Source organism: Oleiphilus sp. HI0080, from assembly GCF_001635135.1.
Genome location: NZ_LWFU01000449.1, coordinates 1 through 3,379 on the forward strand (window position 1 = coordinate 1; position 3,379 = coordinate 3,379).

Here is a 3,379-nt window from a genome sequence, read left to right on the forward strand (position 1 = left end):
CATCTCGATCATTATCCACAGGTGATGAAGATCGAGCAAAAAGTGGATGAGCTCGTTCAGAAACTTAAGACGAAGATTGGCCCTAAACTTCTTGAAGACTGGGGTTTTCAAGATGAGCTGGTGCAGGTGGCCGCGAACAGCGGAAACTGGGGGTATCGTTCCGAAGGTGATGCAGCCAACTACGTTGACATCGTGGTGGCTGCACAGGTGCACACGCTGATCGGAAAGAAGCAGCTCAAAGATCTCCCTAACTTTGCAGAGATTCCGGCATTTAGAAAGCTTGGTGAGAGTGGTCTTACGCCAGAGCAAAGCCAAAAAGTGCTGTTAGAGGCGCACCACAGAATTGCTGAGCTTAAAAAACTGTTGTCGTCAAACAACATTCCAACATTGGCCTAGACAAGATTTAATCGGGTCGACAATCGTTCTGCGCTTGAGAGTAGGTTGGGGTGAGGCGAGTTTCTTTAGTGCCGCTGATAGAGAAGGGTAAAAAGGGTATAGAGGTATCTAAATCGCCTAAGGAGGGTTACCAGAGCATCTTGGCTTTCATGTTGTAAAAAGCTTCAAATGCTCTGGTAAAAACCGAACCGCAAATGATTTTGATATGAGCGGTTCGGTTCTCTTACATTTCGACCAGTTCGAAATCACTGACTCTCCATGTTTTTTCAAACCACGCTTCTAGAGGTCCGTATAGTCTAAAGATCGTATTCCAACCTTTTCCTGGAACCGTTTGAATCCAGTTATTTTCCATGCCCTTCGGCGCTTTCGGACCGATGTAGATGTCATAAGAGCCATCATCATTTTGCACTAACCCTGTTTTGTTACTATCAATGCCTGGGAATTGCTCATCGGTTTGCAGCATGGATCGGGTCTGGTTGTCATAAATAGTAAAGGACCAAAAATCCTTCATCGGGGCATTCGCCGGTACGTTTACTTTATAGGTCTTGTCGCCATCAAAGGTGTTACCGTCTTTGTCTGAATACGCAATCGCATATTGTGAGCCCTTACCAATGAATTTGGCTGACATAGCCGGTGTGATGCCCGTTGCGTAAAAGTGAAAAGCGCTTCGTGCATCGAGTAATCTCGCTCCTTCGTGCTCAAATAAATGGCTGCGATAGGCGAGAGGGTTTATCCACTGACTGTTTTCATACAAATAGAAGTAATCGCTTCTTGGTTTAGACATTTGGGTTCGAACGATGGCAGCGCCGATCTTGGCAGCTTCATCCAATATCTTTTCCATTCGCTCATCAGGCTTGAATTCCTGACCTTTTTTAATGCCGATTGCTGCAAGCGTGCCAAGTATTTCTTCGTTCTCTCCGGTCAAGGGCTCTGATTGCACAACCGTGTTAATCTCGCTGTATATCTCAGCATCCATTCGGTGGATCGTGTTGTGTGGCACCCCAGATGCGTTGACAAAGTTCATCTTGGGCGGGTTGCTCTTCTTCGAGAGAGGGTAGATTTTGAAGAGGGACTTTGTCTCATCGACGGCTGGCTTGGGGCTGCCATCTTTTTGGAATCCGCGCCAAATGACCCAATGACCATAGGTCTTCGTCGGAACCACAAAGTAACCTTCTTTGGGCACCTCGCCCTCAAAGTCTGGAGGGAGGATTAGGAATTTCCCGCCTTTGCCTTTATCTGGACCTAGTCTTCCAAAGTCGGCGACGTATTTAAACCAGTGGTCGTCGATGATGCCTAGAACATCTGGCGGTGTTTCGATGACCATCGGCTCGTCTCCTAGCTCAAGCCAAGACGCCATATAAACCGACGTGGTGTTTGGCGTAAGCCACAAAGATTTAGAATCCATGAGGTTTTCAAACAGAACAGCCGTTTCGTTTGCTGGTCCGAATGATAGTAAGCCTTGTTTTAGTGCCGCCATCGAGGCAATTTGAATGCCATTCACGTATGCATTGACTGCATTCTGTAAGTCGACATAGTCGTATACTTTTTCAGCGGTCTCTGGCTGAGGTACGCCGTCAAAAAAGCTGAGCTTGCCGAGTGTTTGGGTATCTAGCTCGTTAGGTGTTGAAATGCCATCCGGAATATCGGTAGTCATTTTCATTGTCTTGGGCTTAGCATGATCATGCGCGAGTGCCACTGAATGCATCGTTAGGGCGCTCACGGCAATGCCTACGCTGAGCAAGGTTGCGGTTTTTAATGGTTTCATCCATATCACTCCAGTTAGCCAATGCCTTCTTCGAAATGAAGCTATTGGTTATAAGACTCTAGATGCTGCCAGCGTCGCTTTTTGTATGCTCAAAAAACGCGGTGCTGGCAACGGGCTTATTTATAGAAACGTACTCAATTCGCCTTGACGGCGGAAATAATCGGATCTTTCTTTGCTTCCATTACTTTCGGGTTGACGCCGTAATGGCGAGACGTAAAGGTAAAGTCGTTGCCTTTGGTGTCTATATTGTTTTTCGCGTCTTCACCACAATTGAATGAAATGGTGATCGTTCCGTCCGCATTTTTGTCCCAGGTATTTGAGCTAATGTGCCGAACACCATCCATCAGGTACTTGTCGGAGTCGTACGCAGTGATCGACGTGAAGAACTTGTTCTTAGGATCTTCAAACGTCGATGTGTAGCATGTTGAGGCTTTCATGATCGGACTATTTGCATACTTATTACCAACAAACGCCTCAGGACTAGCACCTCCCCATCCGGCTGCGTTTTCCAGATTCCATTGGTGTAAATCAGTCACTAGGTCAGATGTTCTTGGGAATGTATAAGTGAAGTTATCCATGCTGTTCACTTCGGCCGTATACTTCTTCACCCACGTCTCTACTTCCTCGTAATCATAAGGTTGGATCTTGTAGTCGGTCGCGAAGTTCAAGTCTGATGGGTCGACTTTTTCTAGCATCTCTTTAGAGAAGTCGATGCCATTCTCAGTACCAGAGCGATAAATGAGCATCGCGTAATCGGACTCTATTGGCAGCTCATACTTGCCATCTTCAACAACATAGTGCTGTCCATGGCCTCGTTCAGTAACGACTTGCACCGCCATATAATTGTCGGTTTCGGGGATTGAGAAAGTGATTTTTCCTTCTACTGCTTTTACAATCGCAACACCGTACAAAGTGTCATCGTTCATTTGCACAGTTGGCGCTTCCTTTCCTCTAGGAGGTAAGCCTGGCATTTTTACAAACTGTTTTGTTGCCCCTTTACTTGCCCAATTGCGAAAATTACGCGCGGTTTCTGCATGCGTGAAGTTTTCTTCCGTTACCTTGATGGTGTTTGCTTCCTCTGCAATTGCAAATTGCACGTTCGCCATTGCGATTGTAAAGGCGAATAAAAATAGAAGTTTGGCTTGTTTCATCAATAATTCCTCGTTGTGTTGTTATTTAACGGCTTTGACTGTTGGTAAAACCCTAAATCCGTCGCGG

The 3,379-nt window shown here is 46.2% G+C and carries 3 protein-coding genes; 1 reads left to right on the forward strand and 2 read right to left on the reverse strand.

The window, feature by feature from the left end; all coding sequences use genetic code 11:
- On the forward strand, positions 1–396 hold a 396-nt coding region (locus tag A3751_RS22720), incomplete at its 5' end, for a hypothetical protein (protein WP_197466247.1).
- A gap of 223 nt (positions 397–619) precedes the next feature.
- Here A3751_RS22720 and A3751_RS08955 read toward each other — a convergent pair.
- Together A3751_RS08955 and A3751_RS08960 are read right to left on the reverse strand one after the other, a co-directional pair.
- Positions 620–2,161 carry a DUF1254 domain-containing protein gene (locus tag A3751_RS08955; protein WP_068454621.1) on the reverse strand — a complete coding sequence of 514 codons (1,542 nt, stop codon included), beginning with the start codon at positions 2,159–2,161 and terminating at the stop codon, positions 620–622.
- A 134-nt stretch (positions 2,162–2,295) separates the two neighbouring features.
- The gene (locus A3751_RS08960) at positions 2,296–3,312 is read right to left on the reverse strand and encodes a DUF1214 domain-containing protein (protein ID WP_068454624.1); all 1,017 of its coding nucleotides are present in this window, start codon (positions 3,310–3,312) and stop codon (positions 2,296–2,298) included.
- Positions 3,313–3,379: the final 67 nt, after the last annotated feature.